The sequence below is a fragment of the Veillonella infantium genome (genome assembly GCF_002959895.1).
Taxonomy (GTDB): Bacteria; Bacillota; Negativicutes; order Veillonellales; family Veillonellaceae; genus Veillonella; species Veillonella infantium.
In genome coordinates this window covers 198,365-214,166 of the sequence record NZ_PPDD01000009.1, presented here as the reverse complement: position 1 = coordinate 214,166, position 15,802 = coordinate 198,365, and the positions used below count along the sequence as shown (strand labels likewise).

Annotated in this window: 16 protein-coding genes and 1 riboswitch; of the genes, 6 read left to right on the top strand and 10 right to left on the bottom strand. The window is 34.3% G+C overall.

Annotated features, from left to right (window positions below; all coding sequences use genetic code 11):
• Positions 1-48: 48 nt before the first annotated feature.
• On the bottom strand, positions 49-798 hold the full coding sequence (locus tag VCHSUH03_RS06085) for a class I SAM-dependent methyltransferase (protein ID WP_105094385.1): 750 nt from the start codon (positions 796-798) through the stop codon (positions 49-51).
• Positions 799-945: 147 nt separating this feature from the next.
• Here VCHSUH03_RS06085 and VCHSUH03_RS06080 point away from each other — a divergent pair, with 147 nt between their 5' ends.
• From VCHSUH03_RS06080 to VCHSUH03_RS06070, 3 genes are all read left to right on the top strand, one after another.
• Positions 946-1,884 (top strand): DUF1848 domain-containing protein, encoded by a 939-nt coding sequence (locus tag VCHSUH03_RS06080; RefSeq protein ID WP_105094384.1) that lies wholly within the window; start codon positions 946-948, stop codon positions 1,882-1,884.
• Between the two features lie 139 nt (positions 1,885-2,023).
• Positions 2,024-2,932 carry a haloacid dehalogenase-like hydrolase gene (locus tag VCHSUH03_RS06075; RefSeq protein WP_024066211.1) on the top strand — a complete coding sequence of 303 codons (909 nt, stop codon included), beginning with the start codon at positions 2,024-2,026 and terminating at the stop codon, positions 2,930-2,932.
• A gap of 1 nt (position 2,933) precedes the next feature.
• On the top strand, positions 2,934-3,677 hold the full coding sequence (locus tag VCHSUH03_RS06070; RefSeq protein ID WP_105094383.1) for a DUF4241 domain-containing protein: 744 nt from the start codon (positions 2,934-2,936) through the stop codon (positions 3,675-3,677).
• 111 nt (positions 3,678-3,788) lie between these two features.
• Here VCHSUH03_RS06070 and VCHSUH03_RS09520 read toward each other — a convergent pair whose 3' ends face one another.
• On the bottom strand, positions 3,789-3,938 hold the full coding sequence (locus VCHSUH03_RS09520; RefSeq protein WP_024066213.1) for a hypothetical protein: 150 nt from the start codon (positions 3,936-3,938) through the stop codon (positions 3,789-3,791).
• A 222-nt stretch (positions 3,939-4,160) separates the two neighbouring features.
• Here VCHSUH03_RS09520 and VCHSUH03_RS06065 point away from each other — a divergent pair, with 222 nt between their 5' ends.
• Positions 4,161-5,453 carry a WG repeat-containing protein gene (locus VCHSUH03_RS06065; protein WP_105094382.1) on the top strand — a complete coding sequence of 431 codons (1,293 nt, stop codon included), beginning with the start codon at positions 4,161-4,163 and terminating at the stop codon, positions 5,451-5,453.
• Between the two features lie 188 nt (positions 5,454-5,641).
• Here VCHSUH03_RS06065 and VCHSUH03_RS06060 read toward each other — a convergent pair whose 3' ends face one another.
• The gene (locus VCHSUH03_RS06060; RefSeq protein ID WP_105094381.1) at positions 5,642-6,259 is read right to left on the bottom strand and encodes a phosphatase PAP2 family protein; all 618 of its coding nucleotides are present in this window, start codon (positions 6,257-6,259) and stop codon (positions 5,642-5,644) included.
• A gap of 195 nt (positions 6,260-6,454) precedes the next feature.
• Entirely contained in the window at positions 6,455-7,795 is a 1,341-nt protein-coding gene (locus VCHSUH03_RS06055) for a VanW family protein (RefSeq protein WP_105094380.1), read from the bottom strand.
• Positions 7,796-7,901: 106 nt separating this feature from the next.
• On the opposite strand from VCHSUH03_RS06055, the gene VCHSUH03_RS06050 reads away from it, so the two are divergent.
• Positions 7,902-8,912, top strand: coding sequence for a site-specific integrase (locus VCHSUH03_RS06050; RefSeq protein ID WP_105094379.1), 1,011 nt, complete (start codon positions 7,902-7,904; stop codon positions 8,910-8,912).
• Positions 8,913-9,034: 122 nt separating this feature from the next.
• Here the strand turns inward: VCHSUH03_RS06050 and VCHSUH03_RS06045 are convergent, their stop codons facing one another.
• A complete protein-coding gene (locus VCHSUH03_RS06045; protein WP_105094378.1) occupies positions 9,035-9,343 on the bottom strand; it encodes a LysM peptidoglycan-binding domain-containing protein in 309 nt (102 codons plus the stop codon).
• 259 nt (positions 9,344-9,602) lie between these two features.
• Here VCHSUH03_RS06045 and lexA point away from each other — a divergent pair, with 259 nt between their 5' ends.
• The gene (gene lexA / locus VCHSUH03_RS06040) at positions 9,603-10,274 is read left to right on the top strand and encodes a transcriptional repressor LexA (RefSeq protein ID WP_105094377.1); all 672 of its coding nucleotides are present in this window, start codon (positions 9,603-9,605) and stop codon (positions 10,272-10,274) included.
• Positions 10,275-10,366: 92 nt separating this feature from the next.
• On the opposite strand, the gene dapA is transcribed toward lexA, so the two are convergent.
• The 5 genes from dapA to argR all read right to left on the bottom strand — a co-directional run bounded on the left by dapA (position 10,367) and on the right by argR (position 15,540).
• The gene (gene dapA, locus VCHSUH03_RS06035; protein ID WP_105094376.1) at positions 10,367-11,254 is read right to left on the bottom strand and encodes a 4-hydroxy-tetrahydrodipicolinate synthase; all 888 of its coding nucleotides are present in this window, start codon (positions 11,252-11,254) and stop codon (positions 10,367-10,369) included.
• Positions 11,255-11,275: 21 nt separating this feature from the next.
• Positions 11,276-12,307 carry an aspartate-semialdehyde dehydrogenase gene (locus VCHSUH03_RS06030; RefSeq protein WP_105094375.1) on the bottom strand — a complete coding sequence of 344 codons (1,032 nt, stop codon included), beginning with the start codon at positions 12,305-12,307 and terminating at the stop codon, positions 11,276-11,278.
• A gap of 23 nt (positions 12,308-12,330) precedes the next feature.
• On the bottom strand, positions 12,331-13,128 hold the full coding sequence (gene dapB / locus VCHSUH03_RS06025; RefSeq protein WP_105094374.1) for a 4-hydroxy-tetrahydrodipicolinate reductase: 798 nt from the start codon (positions 13,126-13,128) through the stop codon (positions 12,331-12,333).
• 74 nt (positions 13,129-13,202) lie between these two features.
• Positions 13,203-13,374, bottom strand: a riboswitch (Lysine riboswitch).
• Positions 13,375-13,415: 41 nt separating this feature from the next.
• Entirely contained in the window at positions 13,416-15,080 is a 1,665-nt protein-coding gene (gene recN / locus VCHSUH03_RS06020) for a DNA repair protein RecN (protein ID WP_105094373.1), read from the bottom strand.
• A gap of 4 nt (positions 15,081-15,084) precedes the next feature.
• The gene (gene argR / locus VCHSUH03_RS06015) at positions 15,085-15,540 is read right to left on the bottom strand and encodes an arginine repressor (RefSeq protein ID WP_024065706.1); all 456 of its coding nucleotides are present in this window, start codon (positions 15,538-15,540) and stop codon (positions 15,085-15,087) included.
• Between the last annotated feature and the right edge of the window lie 262 nt (positions 15,541-15,802).

Genomic DNA, 15,802 nt, shown 5'->3' with positions numbered 1-15,802 from the left:
GGGTTTTGTATTATGTAATATTAATTTTACTGACCTATTATTCAATATCTATTTAATAGCTTTTACCAAAAACATAGGTACTGGAATGTAGAATTCATCTTCTTCACTATAAATGCGAGGACCTACAGTAGGATCAATCGATACAGAGCTAGCACCCATTTTAATGAGTAGTTCTTTATCCCATTGAGGTCGTGTGTAGGATGAAATCTCTAGCATATGATAAATGGTATGACAACGTTCCTTTAGTTCATTGCTCACATGTTCATGTGCATGATGTACGGATTGTGGTAAATTATGATGATTGCGTGCATGTTCTGCATCATAGTTTAGAATTAATCCACCAGGACGGATGACACGTAACCATTCAGCATAGGCTTTATCAGGATGTGGTAAATTCCATGTTACATTACGAGCTACAACGATATCAAATGTATTCGTATCAAAACTTAAATTTTCAGCATCCATAACAGAGAATGTAGCATCAGAATTTAGTGATTCGGCCAGTTGGTTAGCTTCATCAATCATATTTGGGGTAATATCAATACCATGTACTGTATGACCCATTTCAGAGAGAATAATACTGAAAAAACCTGCACCACAACCAATATCTAAAATACGTAAAGAACGGTCAGAATCAAAAATATGACTCATTAACTCATCACGCCAAAGCTTAAGTTTAGGGCTTTCTAATTCTTTAGCTCGTAAAGAGCCAAAATCACGAGCTCGGTCACTCCAATAGGAGGTAATAAACTTTTTATCATCCTTCATAGGATGATTTTTTTCAAATATATCATTCATTTTTCAGTTCTCCTCATTTTTAATACACTTAATAGTACCATAAAATGAGAATGTACCATACTATAAATATCACACTTACTCCATAAATAATTAATATTGAGTATGATATAATACATCTATATTTTTGTTTTATGAAAGGGCAGGACAATGATTTTACAGACGGGACAGCGTACGGATATTCCTGCCTTTTATGGGCAATGGTTAATTAATCGCGTCCGCCAAGGATTTGTAGATGTACGCAATCCCTATAATCCAATGCAGATAACACGATATCCTATCAATCATGAGGTTGTAGATGGTATTGCGTTTTGTACAAAGAATCCGTTGCCTTTCATTCCGCTCTTACATGAAATAAATGATTATAGACAGTATTGGCATATGACTATAACTCCATATGGAGCAGATATAGAGACTAATGTACCACAAGTGGATTTAGTAATAGACGGATTTAAACACATATCTACAAAACGTAATCCTCAGTCCATGGTGTGGCGTTATGATCCTATTATTTTAACCCACAACTATACAGTTGATTTTCATTTTGAAAGCTTTTATAAAATGGCTAAAGCCCTCGAAGGATATACAGATACGGTAGTTGTAAGTTTCTTAGATATTTTTGAGAAGGTAGCTCAGAACTTTCCCGAAGGTTATAGACCGAGTTTAGATATTCAAACAAAGATTATTAAAGAGTTAGTATCTATAGCTCATTCTCATCATATGATACTTAAAACCTGTGGAGAAGGAGACATTTTCAAAGAATTAGGTGTTAATACAGAGGGCTGTTTTACGCTAGACTGTTATGAACGTGCTTGGAACGTAAAATTAAAAGCACCGAAACGTACACCAGCTAGACTAGAGTGTAATTGTTATTTACATGGTGATATAGGTGCCTATGATACTTGTAGCCATTTTTGTCGCTATTGTTATGCCAATACAAATCAGGCTGCAGTTCGCCAAAATTGCTTATTACATGATCCGAACTCTAGCTTACTTATTGGAAAACTTTCAAAAACAGCAATTATTAAAGAAAGTGCGGAAAAAAGCTGGATTGTAGATACAAATTACACACAAGATTCTTTATTTTAAGGAGAATTATGACCTGCTTTTACGCCTATAGCGTTGACGTATCGTGTAAAATATAGACAAAAGGGGTTGGGTCACCTCAAGAATATAAGAGAGTTAAACTACTTTTAATTGTTTATGTATTATTACAAGGAGGTGGAGTATGATCACCTATAAGACTGACAGTAAAGCATCATTACAATCATCTGAATCGTCTATGCCAGTACTAGCTATGTGTTATGATTTTGATAAGACCTTAACACCTGATGATATGCAGGCACAAGGCTTTATCCAATCTGTTGGCTATGATGAAGAGCAAATCAAACAGTTCTGGCAAGAATCTAATCAACTGGCTAAGAAAAATGATATGGATAATAATTTGGCTTATATGTACAAGATGATTCAAGAAGCAGTGGGCCGTTTTTATGTAACTCGAGAAAAGCTTATGGAATATGGCAATCAAGTGGAACTATATGAAGGTGTTCGCACTTGGTTTGAACGTATTCGTGAATATGGTTTAGAACACGGTGTACGCATTGAACATTACATCATATCTTCTGGTTTAAAAGAGATGATAGAAGGTACTGAAATGGCGAAAGAGGGAGCTTTCACCAAAATCTATGCCAGTGCATTCATGTTCGACGACAAAGGCGTAGCAGTATGGCCTGCACAAGCCATTAACTATACAAATAAAACACAGTTTTTATTCCGTATTCAAAAAGGAATTTTAGATATCAATGACACAGGTGTTAATGATTATGTTAAGCCTGAAGATCAACGTGTCCCATTCCGTAATATGATATATATTGGGGATAGTGATACAGATATTCCTTGCATGAGCTTGGTTAATGCTAATGGTGGTCATTCTATAGGTGTTTATGATCCTGTTAAGAAGGATAAAGATAAGGTGTATAAGATGATGCGTCATCACCGTATACGTTATTATGCACCTGCAGACTATACAAATGGTTCAAAGTTAGATACATTAGTTAAACAAATTATTCGCAAAACCGCAGCCTACGAAGTGTTAGAAGGCGAGTATGTACATTGTAAACACGAAGCAGAGGAGTAACATGGATCAATCTAAATTAACAAGTGAATGGATTCAAGCGTTTAATCGTTTAGGTTCTGAAGGTAAATTAAAACCTACCGTACCATATCATGATTTATTTAACCGTAAAGAGTTAATAGGATTTCCATTGCATACATTACCTATGTGGACTGTAACATTCCCAACAGGCCATATTACATGCTGTGATCCTTTGGTGACACTACCTAATAAACCGGATACATATATTAGAACGGTAGAACCAGGTACGTACTTGTTGGAAACAAAAATTATTGAAATGGAACCTAATGAATACCGTTATGTAGCAAGCCGCGTTGTTTTTAGTGGTAATGAGCCTGTGAATTATGAATTAGCATTAAAAGGTACAGAAGATTTAACAGATCTTGATGATGGTGAAAGCTACATCGGCTTCCCTGTAGATTCTGGTCTTGCTACAGTAGTTGATGCTGAAACTATTGAGACCTACAGAAAGTTTTACGATCAATGGCATACTAACTATCCGGATAAGAACATTTACGATGATTACTATAGCGATTTATTCCAATTAAATGCTATGGCATATCCTCAATACCAACGCTCTAAAGGGGACTGGATTAACTTTACAATTCCTGAAACCGAATTAACTGTGCCAATGATTCAATCTGGCTTTGGTGATGGTTTATACCCTGTATACTGGGCATTTGATAAAGATGGTCAAATTTGCCAATTGATTATGGAATATATTGATTGCAGCGAAGCATATCAATAATATAATCTAGCGATTTATATAGATATATAAAGATCGATAACTTAATAACATACTAAAAAAGACGCTTAGATTACTAAGCGTCTTTTATATATTCCTGTTTAATTGTAAGGTCTAAATGCCAAAAATCCAGTTTACGAATACACGAAGGATACTAAGACCTACAATGATTTCTGCTAAAAATCTTAAAGAACCTTCCATACCATTACCTAAATGTTTTAAACTGCCAATTTTAGCTTTACTTACAATATCACACCAGCACATATAATACCTCCATGAGAGTTAATATGAGTAAATTACATAATTTATATGCTTATTTTACAACTTAATTCTAAAAATTTCAATATATAATTTTGGAAAATAGTAAGTTTTTATTAGATAGTTATAATTTGTAAGCGTATATAAAGGAATTATTTAATTAAAAGAGTTGAATATGCTATTATGAAATTAATTATTATTGTGTTGTGTAATATTATGGAGAGATATATGAAAAAATTTATATTAGGATTAGCTATAGCATTGGCTGCATGTAATATAACATCTGCAAAAGAATATATTACATTAGAATCCACAGCTGGTAATACTATCGTCGATGAAAATGGGAGTTGGATACTTGGTCCTTATAATAATTTGCATGTAGAGTATATGGATGGATATAACAATAACTACGTATATGGATCCTTTTATGAAAATGGTCAAAAGCGATATGTAAATTTAGTTGAATTAGCATATTTTCCTGCAGGCTATGAATATGCATTTTCTTATGACTATGCAAAAGCATTAACCGGTGATGGATTTAAATTAGTTAATTCAAATGGAACCTATGCTATTAATGATGTAGTAAATCAATATAGTAGTGTAAATAAAAATTTAATATTAGGACGAAAAGGAGATTATTGGTATTTGTATAACCAAAATAATGGTAATCAAATTCTTACTAATCCTATAAAAGATAGTTGGAAGAATATTGACTTCTTAGAATCTAAGAAAGATCAAAAACTGCTATTTATAATCCATACCTTTGATGGTTATACTAAATATGTTACAGAAGATGGAGTTGTTTTAACCGAAAATGAAGCAAATCATCTTATTAATACTGATGACTATAAAGAACTTATTGGAAATGGAGCGGGAACAGCTGGATATTCAGAAGAACGTCTATATAGTAGAAAACCATCAGATACCTATGAATTATTTAGTCAAGTAGATAAAAAAGGTAATACTTTGTATGGAATGAGAATAGGTGAGAATGAAATAGTAATTCCTGCAAATTATAAATCTATACAACATTTAGGTAATGAGTTTAATTATTTTGTTGTATCTAATGAAAATAATAAGTATGGTATTATTAACTCCTTAAATCAAATTGTTGTACACATGAACTATGATTCTTATGAACAATTAAGTGATCGTAGTTTTGTATTAAAGGATTCTAATGGGAGTCATATATTTAATGCTGAATATGGTGTTTTATTTGATAAAGTATATGATAGTATAGATACAACTAAGCCTATTTATGTATTAAATAAAGTTACTACAGCAACCTATGATAAAACAAAATATGTGATTGATACTAATTTAGGTTATAAACTATTCAAATTGCCATATTTTGATGATGACATAACGTCATTTTATAAAGATTTATTTGTTTATAAGTCTGATGGTAAATATGGTTTAATGGATTATAAGGGCCGTATAATCATTGAACCTAAATTTGATAAAGTGACTATCAATGAGCCTGAGCTCGCTAAATATATAAAAAGAATAGACTCGTTATGATAAATAATTAGTTTTAACTTATTATTTGATTTAATCTACATAAACTAGCTTATAGCAATATAAGCTAGTTTTTCTTTTGTTTTTATATTACTTCCGATAACGATATATTATCGGAAGTAATTATATTAAGAAAATTGGGCCTAAATGGCCCAATCTCTTATGTTATCTAGTTTTTTAGCTATTTAAGCTTATTTACGTTTAAATGTATATGGTTCGTATTCTACATCATTATGGCGATTAGTCCACCAGTTCCAACCAATTCTTGCAAGCTTCCAAGCAATGAAGCCTACGATGATTCCCAATATTAAGCCTGTTAATACATCTGTTGGATAATGTACAAATAGATATACTCTAGAAAATGCTACTACTAATGACCCAAGTAATGCTATAATTCCCAAATATCGCTTCTGAGGCGCTATTTGACTCAAGCCTAGGTAAATAGTCATGGCTGACGCAAATGAACCAAAACTATGGCCTGACGGGAATGAATAGCTATTTGCTTTTGGTAATGCTGATTCTAATGGTACTGTTACATTAGGAAAATCTACAAATGGTCTTAATCTAGCTACATGTGGTTTTAAACCTTGGTCACCGATGATTAATACAAATCCTAATGCAATTATTATAGCTACGCCTAATACACGATATTTTTTCTGTAACATCAATAACAAGGCAATTACAATCCATAAAGCACCGCTACCAGTAATTTTTGAAATAAATGCCATAATAGGCGTTAAAAAACTATATACAAGGTGATCATGTACATAGAAGATCAAAGAGTGATCAAATTGTAAGATTGTGTCCATAGCTTCCTCTTCTATTTTGTTAAATGATAATTATTGAGAATGGATGAATGTAGACTATATCCTCAATATTCTGTATTGGATTTCTATATACTTTATAATATGTATATATCACTTTCTCATTTACATCCAAATAATAGCCTAAACTATTTATACATCATGGTCAATAGCTTAGGCTATATTTAATAAAATCTTTAATTATGGTTTCTTTTTATCTGTTTTTTTAGTAGCACCTTCTGGAGGCATTGTTATAATCGTATCTACTGGATCATACACAGATTCAAAAGTATCAGTTTGTGTAACCCAGTTACCATATGTAATGGTTCTATACGTATTCATCGTTAAACCTACATGCCCCTCCTGCACTTCTTTTTCTTTTAATGAAGGATCTACCTTAGTGATAGTCTTGTTAGGAATTTCGCCATAGTCTCCTACAGAAATAGAAACATTTTTAGGCTTATCTTGAGCCGTACCTATAATGTAGATTGTTAATGTTCCGTTGTTCATAACACTAAGGATATAAATAGATTGTTGGTAAGGATTTCTAAACTTAAAGTCTAAATAGCCCCATGCTACAGTGGCATCACGACCAGCTTGAATATATCCAACAGGTTCAAAGTGAGGTGTACGCTCGATAATATTCATACCGGATAGTAAAGCTGTATTAAATATGGTAGAACTTACTTGGCAAATACCACCGCCAATACCTGGAACTAATTTGCCATCAATCATAACAGGTGCATCATCATAGCCAGCCTCTGCAGTACGTTCACCTACAACATCGTTAAAGGAGAACTGTGCACCCGGTTTAATTAGGGTACCGTTTATTTTATCAGATGCTAATTGAATATTATGGGTTCTACTTTCATTACTAGGATCATACTCTGTAGTGTAAGAAGCTAATACCGTATTCAATGGTTTTAAATCGGCATCACTTACTTTTACAGTATTTTGTGTAGTAAATACCATAGATAAGGAGTTAATACTATCACCGGCCTGTAAATCATCTTTTAATTTCTTAAGGGTAGCATCAATATCGATACGCTTACCTTCCTTTGCAGGGTGGAATACAACTTGTCCATTTTCAAGGGTAAGGTATGCATCATGTCCTGGCATATCAATTGTTTTAGCCAATTCACTTAGATAGGTTTTACCTTTTACCTCATCAAGCTTATATTGTGGCTTAAAATGATGACCGTAGAATAAGGCCTTAAATCGATTTGAAAGTAGTGTCCACATATCATCTTCATATCCATATGTAGAAATAGCTTTTACCATAGCCTCTGTATCGATTTGGATCCCTAAATCATGATAAGTAGCTTGTTGTTTTTTATTATTGCCCATATCAATAGATATAGTTTGAGGGATTTTACTATTTAACTCTTGTAAGCGAGCCTGTAATTCATTCTTAGGTGTATTAGATAGATCTGTATCATTGTAATATACACCATAAGAAATATTTTCTGTTGGAATGTATGAACAGCCGCTAGTCCCTAAGAGAACAAGCATAGTTCCTACTAAAATATATTTCTTAGTCATTATTTATAAATTCTCCCGAATTAGTTATCATATTCTCTAATTATAGCATATTACGGTCTAATCTATGGTACAATTAGATTGATAATTTTAGGGGTAAGGGTGAATTATGTCAGAATCTAAGGAACAACAAAAACATTTCTATTTGCGTAATAATGATGCGCTTATGAATAGTACCAAGTTGTCTATGAAAGCTAAACAAAGTATATTGTTATCTAAGGCTGAGAATACTGTGGATGCTTACGAATCGGATTGGGATGATTTCGTAGATTGGTGTACATATCAAAAGGTACCTTACTTTCCAGCTACACCAGAAACCATAGTAAACTATATTAATGATCTTGCTGATTATGCTAAGGCAAATACAATCTCTCGTCGTATTAGCGCTATTTCAGAGAATTATAATGCTTCTGGACATCGGGATAATCCATGTATGGCACCAATCGTAAAACAAGCGTTACGCGGGATTAGACGGTTAAAAGGTACATTTCAACAAGGTAAAACACCAGTACTATTAGAGGATATTGAAGATATTCTAGATTGTATGACTAAACTAGATGTACCAGAATTACAGTTATTACGAGATAAGGCCATTCTTTTAATTGGTTTTATGGGTGCATTTCGTCGTAGTGAAATTGCAGCTATTACAGTAGAACATCTACAGTTTTCTCCACAAGGTGTTGAAATCTTTGTACCATCCTCAAAAGCAGACCAAGAAGGTCAAGGTGCTGTAGTAGCTATCCCTCAACTATCCGGTTCTCCTCTAGACGCAGTACGTGCCCTACAGCAATGGTTACGTGCCGCTGGTATTACTGAAGGGCCTGTATTTAGAGGTTTTACTAAAAATATGTCACTTCGTAAAAGAGCCATATCCGATAAAATGATTGCAGAAATTGTAAAGAAATATATTTCTCTCATTGGTCTTGATCCAACTATGTATGGTGCTCATAGTTTACGGCATGGCTTTGCAACAACTGCCGCAGCTTATGGTGTTGAAGAACGTAATATTATGAGACAGACACGTCATCATAGTGTTAACATGGTTCGTCGTTATATTAATGAAGCGAACAAGTTTGTAGATAATCCTATTTCTACAATTTTTGAAAAACGATTTAGATGATAATTATAAATCAGTTGATTAAGATAATATCAATAAATCGTATAATAACATATATTAGATAACAAAAAGCAGCTATCTCTATGGAGTAGCTGCTTTTTCGTGTGGGTTATACCCATATATATTTAGTTTTGAGCCACATAGTCCAAAGCTCTAACTGGACTATCAGAATTATGTGCTGGTACCTTTAATACTGTACCAGGTACAAGTGTACCAGAATCACTGATGTTGTTGAGTTCTTTCATGGCATATACCATTTCACGAACATCCATATCTTTATGAGCTGTGCGAGCTGCAATATCCCACATCGTATCACCTGCTTGTACCTTTACTTCACGGACAGCATGTGTGTTTGTAGCTGTTACAGGATTTGTCATATTATAGCCGAACAAGATTGTTAAGCACATTCCTACCATCATCAATATATTTTTCATCTCATACCTCACATTTACATCGAACATAATATCTGAGAACATTTGTTTGTTTACATGCTTATATTAGCACACGAACGAATGTTCGGTCAAGTGTTTTAGAACAAATGTTTGCAAAAACTTTTAAAATTGCCTATAATAGGTATATAAGATAAGTAATTATCTTATGTTTTTATTATATAGTACGAAATGAGTAAATTTTTCCGCATATATATCTATATTATTTTGACATTACATTGACTATTGACTATGGAGGTTCATCGTGAGACGCCCTGCTACAGATATTAATACTAAACAGCGCCGTATATTAGATTTTATTAAGGACTCTTTACATAATGAATATCGTTGTCCTACTGTTCGTGAAATCTGTACCCATGTAGGCCTTAGTTCTACTTCTACTGTGCAATCTCATTTGAATGCTCTTGAAAAGTTTGGTTATATTAAACGGGATCCTAATAAAAATCGCGCTATTACAGTACTAGAGGATACAAAACCTTCTATTTCTGTAGATGGTAATGAAACATCTAGTTCTGATAATTTTGAGTTCTTAGGGTCTGGTTTAAAACAAGTTCCTCTTATTGGTACTGTACAAGCAGGTATGCCTATTACAGCGGTAGAAAATTTAGAGTCTACTCTTACATTACCTGTTCAATTAACTGGTGATTCTGACTGCTTCTTACTACGCGTTCAAGGCGAATCCATGATGAATATTGGTATGTATGAAGGTGATATGCTCATCGTACGCCATCAAAATACGGCTGATAATGGTGATGTTGTTGTAGCACGTATCGATGACGAAGCTACAGTAAAACGTTTCTATAAAGAAAATGGTCACATTCGTTTGCAACCAGAAAATGATAATTTCGATCCAATCATTGTAGATGACTGTCATATTGAAGGTCTTGTCATTGGTCTTGTACGAGACAGAATATAGAAAAAACCGGCAACTTGGGTTGCCGGTTTTTTATTATACTTAAGACTTGTAAAAAAAAACAGAAGCTATATTAAATAGCTCCTGCTTTTATTTTATTTTACATATTCTGCTAAAGCTTTATCAATATATGCTGCTTCTTCGGCACTAGGGTCACACATTGGCAAATTAAATACACCAGCAGGTAAACCTATTTTACGGACTGCATATTTAACAGGAATAGGATTTGTAGTAATAAACATAGCTTTTATGATATCCGCTAAGCTTTGATGAATACGAAGCGCTTCGTGATTATGACCAGATTCATAAGCTTGAATCATAGCATTCATATCTTTGCCCGCTATATGAGAAACTACGGATACAACACCGCATGCTCCTACAGATAGCATTGGCAATGTAAGACCATCATCTCCACTATATACCATGAAGTCATCCTCAGGCATTAAGCGTTTAATTTCAGATGAAATCATAAGATTGCCACTAGCTTCTTTAATCGCGCATACATGTGGATACTCACTATGTAATTGTGCTAGTGTTGTTGGGAAAATGCCTGTTCCTACACGGCTTGGTACATTATATACCATGATTGGCAGTGTAGTAGCCTCTGCAATAGCTTTAAAGTGTAAGTATTGACCTTGTTGATTAGGCTTATTGTAGTAAGGTACTACAACTAATAAACCATCGATTCCATCAATTTTAGATACTTCTTTTACAAAGTCTACAGAAGCTTTTGTGTCATTTGAACCTACATTAGCAATAATGGAACCTTTATGACCACATTCTTTAGCAATAGCTGTAAATAATGCTAATTTATCCTCTTTTGACATGGATGGATTTTCCCCTGTTGTACCGCATACAACGAGTCCATCGGATCCATTATCTAATAAATGATGAGCAATAGCTACACTATTTTCTATGTTAAGGGATCCATCATTATTAAATGATGTAATCATAGCCGTTAATACTCGACCAAAGGTTTTCATATCTGTCCTCCCCTTGATAGATTAAAATGCTTGTTTTTCTACCAAGTACTCAGCAATTTGCAACGCATTAAGTGCTGCACCTTTACGAATTTGGTCCCCTACAATCCAGAAATTCATACCTTTGTCGTTATATAAATCTTTACGAATACGGCCGATTTCACAGTCGTTTTGATTAGACGTATATAATGGCATTGGATAAATTTGTTCTGCAGGATTATCTTTTACTTGTAAACCTGGGAATTTTTCACATGCTGCTCTGAAAGCTTCTACAGAAACTGGTTCAGCTGTTTCTACTAAAACAGATTCAGAGTGGGAACGATACACTGGAACACGTACAGTAGTTGGTACTACTTGAATTGTGTCGTCATGAAGAATTTTTTGTGTTTCATTGACCATTTTCATTTCTTCTTTTGTGTAATCATTGTCCAAGAACACATCGATTTGTGGCAATAAGTTAAATGCTACAGGATAATGTTTAGGGGCAGATCCTGTTGGCAATAAGTTTGCAGTCATTTCTTCGCCAGCAGTATATTGTTTTACTTGGTTTTCAAGTTCTTCAATACCTTCTTTACCAGCACCTGATACTGCTTGATATGTACTTACAACGATGCGTTTAATTGGAGAAATATCATGTAGTGGTTTTAAACCTAAGCTCATAATAATAGTAGAGCAATTTGGGTTAGCAATAATACCTTTATGTTTTAAGATATCTTCTGGATTTACTTCTGGTACAACAAGAGGTACCTCAGGATCCATACGGAATGCACTAGAGTTATCGATAACAATTGCACCACGTTTAGCAGCTTCTGGTGCTAATGTTTTAGAAATAGAACCACCTGCAAATAACGCGATATCAATATTTTCAAAGGATTCTGGCTTTGCTTCTTCTACTACATATGTTTTTCCATTCACTGTAAGTTCAGTACCTGCAGAACGAGCAGATGCCAACAATTTTAAATTTTCATATGGGAAATTACGCTCTTCAATAAGTGTAATAAATTCAGCACCTACTGCACCAGTAGCACCAAGAATTGCAACATTAGGTTTTTTCATTACTATATCTCCTTGCTCTAATATTATAAATAATGCTCTAAGCCGTAAGTTAAACCAGTTTTAGCACTAATTTTTTTACATGCTAATACTACACCTGGCATAAAGGAAAGTCGGCTTAAACTATCGTGACGAATTGTTAACGTTTCATCATAGCCACCAAATAGTACTTCCTGGTGAGCTACGTAACCAGGTAAACGAACGCTGTGGATTGTTACGTCATCAACCTTAGCGCCACGAGCACCTGGTAAACTTTCACGAGTCAAATCCTCATCAGGCGTTGCATTCGCCGCTTGTTTAGCTTCGTTAATTAATTTAGCTGTTAAAATAGATGTACCAGATGGGGCATCGTATTTATGGTTATGATGTAGTTCAATAATCTCTACATTAGGGAAATATGGTGCCAATTCTGCAGAAACCTTCATCATCATAACTGCACCAAGAGAGAAATTAGGTGCTACAAGGCAGTTTGCATTATTTTGGCGACCAATAGCATCTAATTCGTCACGTTGTTCCGCAGTTAAACCTGTAGTACCAATAACTACATGAATACCTGCAGATAACATTTTTTTAGCATTTTCATAAATAACAGCAGGATTTGTAAAGTCTACAATTACATCAGGTTTATTAGTATCTAGAACCTCATCGATGGAGGCATTCATTGTAATTCCTAATTGTTCGATGCCTGCTACGGAGCCTACATCTTGACCTGCCTTAGTAGGATCGATGCCACCTACTAATGTTAACTCAGGATCATTATGTACTGCTTTGACTACTTCGCGGCCCATTTTACCGCCAGCGCCATTTACCATTACTCGAATCATATATACCTCCCAAAAAGCCAGTGGATGCATCCACTGGCCTTATAGTTTATATAGCTTATAACTGTTACTAAAAGCTCAATGATAGCACTCCACCAATTCAAATTGATGACAGTCGTCCATTTATTAAATAGACAACCAGAACGATGAGTCGCAATCACCGAACTTCGGCAAGCATCCCTTTTATCATGGATCAATGCATGCCTACTCCTCATGATTACTATTTATACTCGCACCTCTATCAACATATTCACTTAATACTATTAGTATAAGTAATTATGCGATTTTAGTCAATTAAAATGGGCAATTAGTTCTTTTGCCGCTGCTAATGCTGTTGAGGACATACCTCGACCAGACATCATGGAAGCGATTTGCGTAACGCGTTCATCCTCATTAAGTACAGATAATGTTGAAACTGTACGGTCATCTTGCTCTATTTTAGACAAGTGATAATGTTGCTTAGCAATACTCGCAGTTTGAGGTAAATGAGTGATACAGAATACTTGATTAGTTTTAGATAGATGTAGAATCTTTTCAGCTACTTTTAACGCTATATCTCCACTGATACCAACATCGATTTCATCAAATACCATTGTTTTGAAAGTGTCAGTACGGAATACAGATTTGAAGGCTAGCGCAATACGAGCTAATTCACCACCAGAGGCTACCTTGTGAAGCGGTAATAATTGCTCCCCTTTATTGGCAGAAAATAGTAGTTCAATTGATTTAGCACCTAAAGGAGATAATCCTTCGCCATCCTCTATATGGAACTGAATATCACCTTTTGGCATTCCTAAATCTACTAATTCTTGATGTAATGCACTAGCGATAGTTTTTGCATTTTTTTGACGAATGTCATGTAAAACCGTTAAAGCCTCTTCTGCGACTTTTTGAGCTTTATCTAAACGAGCCTCTAATTCATCTTGAGCAAATACGAGGCCTTCAAGCTCCTCTAAACGAGCTTGTGCCTTTTCTTCGTATGCTAAAATTTCTTCTACAGTTTCACCATATTTTTTCTTTAAGCCGTAAATAGTTGTATCTCTATCTTGGCAATACTTATAGCGCTCTTCATCATAGCTGATAGTATCTCTGTAGCGATCTAATGATTGGGCTGCTTCCTCTAATTGAAAATAAGCAGAGTCAACCATTTCAGATACTTCCTTTAATTCACTATCATACTTTACAAGATCATTAACCTCTACCTTGATAGAGTTAATAGTGTCTAGTAATGGTTGGCGTCCATTATAGAAGGCGTCATAACAAGAACCTAATACCTTATCAATATGCTCAAAGCTATCAAGACGTTTTAATTCTTCTGCAATAGAGACATCTTCACCCATAGTGAGACCGGCTTCTTCAATTTCATCAATTTGATATCGTAGCATATCGAGCTCACGTGCTCGTTCAGACATATTTTCTTGTAAGTGATCCACATCTTGTTTAGCTTGCTTATATACTTTATAAGCATCTAAATAGGCCTTATAAGCTACTTGTCCTTCTTTATTATACGTATCCAAATATTCATGATGAGTATCTGCATCTAACAATCGTTGATTGCTATATTGACCATGAATATCTGCTAAATGTTGACCAATTTCTTTTAATGCTTTTAATGGTATAGGTTGATCATTAGCTAAGATAGTAGATTTACCATTGCGATTAAATGAACGGGAGAGAATTAATTCCCCTTCTTCTACCATAATATTTTTAGATTCTAATAGCTCTTGTATACTTTGGTGATTGGCAATATCAAATATTCCATCTATAACAAAACTATCTTTACCGTGACGAATGAACTCGCTGCTTGCGCGCTCTCCTAAAAGGATACTAAAGGCATCCATTAATATGGATTTCCCTGCCCCAGTTTCGCCGGTAAAGATAGTTATGCCATCATTAAATGAAATATTCATTTGCTCAATCAACGCAAAGTTGCGAATGCTCATTTGCGTTAACATCTATTTAGTCCTTCATTAAATCTTGAATTTTCGCTAAAATTGCTGGAACTTCAGCTTCAGATTTTGCAATTAACAAAATTGTATCATCACCAGCTAATGTACCAATAATTTCAGACCATTTTGCATGGTCAATAGAAAATGCTACGGATTGAGCTGAACCAGGAATTGTATGTAATACAACTTGATTCAAGCTATGATCTACCTTAATTAGAGAATCTTGGAATAATCGATTGATTCGACTACGAGATAGAACTACATTTTCTTCTGGAGATAATGCATATCGATAGTGTCCATCGCCTGTAGGAATTTTGATTAACATCAATTCCTTAATATCACGAGAAACAGTAGCTTGCGTTACTTCAATACCTTCTTCTAATAAGGCCGCTGCTAATTCCTCCTGAGTTTCAATCGCCTTGGACTGAACGATTTCTTTAATTTTGTTATAGCGATAGCGTTTCATTTTGAACTCCCTTTTTTAAAACTTGCACATAAAAGAGAATAGTATCTTTCTGCTATTATTATACCATATATTCATAATTAATATATGGTATAAATCGCATATCTCATACTAGTTATGCATATTATATTTATATTTAAAAAAACGTTAACATTCTATAGATTGAGGACGTACAAACACATAGCCTATAGGCTTCATCTATTTATACGAAATTAATAATTTAAAACTAGAATAATATGCATGTATAAATAAAAGCCCCTATAAA

Coding starts and splice junctions, on each gene's coding strand:
- VCHSUH03_RS06085 (WP_105094385.1), bottom strand. CDS start 798: ATGAATGATATATTTGAAAAAAATCATCCTATGAAGGATGATAAAAAG.
- VCHSUH03_RS06080 (WP_105094384.1), top strand. CDS start 946: ATGATTTTACAGACGGGACAGCGTACGGATATTCCTGCCTTTTATGGG.
- VCHSUH03_RS06075 (WP_024066211.1), top strand. CDS start 2,024: ATGATCACCTATAAGACTGACAGTAAAGCATCATTACAATCATCTGAA.
- VCHSUH03_RS06070 (WP_105094383.1), top strand. CDS start 2,934: ATGGATCAATCTAAATTAACAAGTGAATGGATTCAAGCGTTTAATCGT.
- VCHSUH03_RS09520 (WP_024066213.1), bottom strand. CDS start 3,938: ATGTGCTGGTGTGATATTGTAAGTAAAGCTAAAATTGGCAGTTTAAAA.
- VCHSUH03_RS06065 (WP_105094382.1), top strand. CDS start 4,161: ATGAAAAAATTTATATTAGGATTAGCTATAGCATTGGCTGCATGTAAT.
- VCHSUH03_RS06060 (WP_105094381.1), bottom strand. CDS start 6,259: ATGGACACAATCTTACAATTTGATCACTCTTTGATCTTCTATGTACAT.
- VCHSUH03_RS06055 (WP_105094380.1), bottom strand. CDS start 7,795: ATGACTAAGAAATATATTTTAGTAGGAACTATGCTTGTTCTCTTAGGG.
- VCHSUH03_RS06050 (WP_105094379.1), top strand. CDS start 7,902: ATGTCAGAATCTAAGGAACAACAAAAACATTTCTATTTGCGTAATAAT.
- VCHSUH03_RS06045 (WP_105094378.1), bottom strand. CDS start 9,343: ATGAAAAATATATTGATGATGGTAGGAATGTGCTTAACAATCTTGTTC.
- dapA (WP_105094376.1), bottom strand. CDS start 11,254: ATGAAAACCTTTGGTCGAGTATTAACGGCTATGATTACATCATTTAAT.
- VCHSUH03_RS06030 (WP_105094375.1), bottom strand. CDS start 12,307: ATGAAAAAACCTAATGTTGCAATTCTTGGTGCTACTGGTGCAGTAGGT.
- dapB (WP_105094374.1), bottom strand. CDS start 13,128: ATGATTCGAGTAATGGTAAATGGCGCTGGCGGTAAAATGGGCCGCGAA.
- recN (WP_105094373.1), bottom strand. CDS start 15,080: ATGTTAACGCAAATGAGCATTCGCAACTTTGCGTTGATTGAGCAAATG.
- argR (WP_024065706.1), bottom strand. CDS start 15,540: ATGAAACGCTATCGCTATAACAAAATTAAAGAAATCGTTCAGTCCAAG.